Origin of the sequence: Clostridium boliviensis, assembly GCF_033342255.1 — a bacterium.
Taxonomy (GTDB): domain Bacteria; phylum Bacillota; class Clostridia; order Lachnospirales; family Lachnospiraceae; genus Lacrimispora; species Lacrimispora boliviensis.
The window spans coordinates 1-481 of sequence record NZ_JAWONS010000231.1 but is presented as its reverse complement, the minus strand read 5'-3'; the positions used below and the strand labels follow the sequence as shown (position 1 = coordinate 481).

General features: G+C 57.2%; 1 protein-coding gene. It reads left to right on the top strand.

All coding sequences use genetic code 11. From position 1 onward, the window contains the following. Positions 1–481: archaetidylserine decarboxylase (gene asd / locus RZO55_RS14635; RefSeq protein ID WP_318065007.1), on the top strand; the 481-nt coding region annotated here is incomplete at both ends.

The following is a 481-nucleotide window of genomic DNA, read 5'->3' as shown; positions in this document are numbered from 1 at the left end:
CTATTTATCCGCCGATTCCGGGTCAATTTGGAAGAAGCGGAAAAGCCTTGGCGGGATTACCCGAATCTGCTGGAGTTTTTTGTTCGGAGATTGAAGCCGGACGCCCGTCCCGTCGATCCGTCGCCGGATACGGTTGTCAGTCCGGTGGATGGCGTGATTACCCAGCTCGGGGAAATCACCGAGGGCACGCTGATTCAATCCAAGGGAGTCACTTATCGCCTCGTCGATTTGCTGGGAGGGGACCGCGAACAGGCCGACCGATACGACGGCGGCAAGTTTCTCACCATTTACCTCAGTCCGCGGGATTACCATCGAATTCACGCGCCTGTCGACGGGGAAGTGACGCATGTGTCGTACATACCGGGGCAGTTGTTTCCGGTGAATGCCTTCGGGCTGCGGGCGATTCGCCGTCTGTTCGTTCGCAATGAACGCTTGATCACCTTTTTGCGGACGGCCCTGGGGACAATCGCAGTAGTCAAAG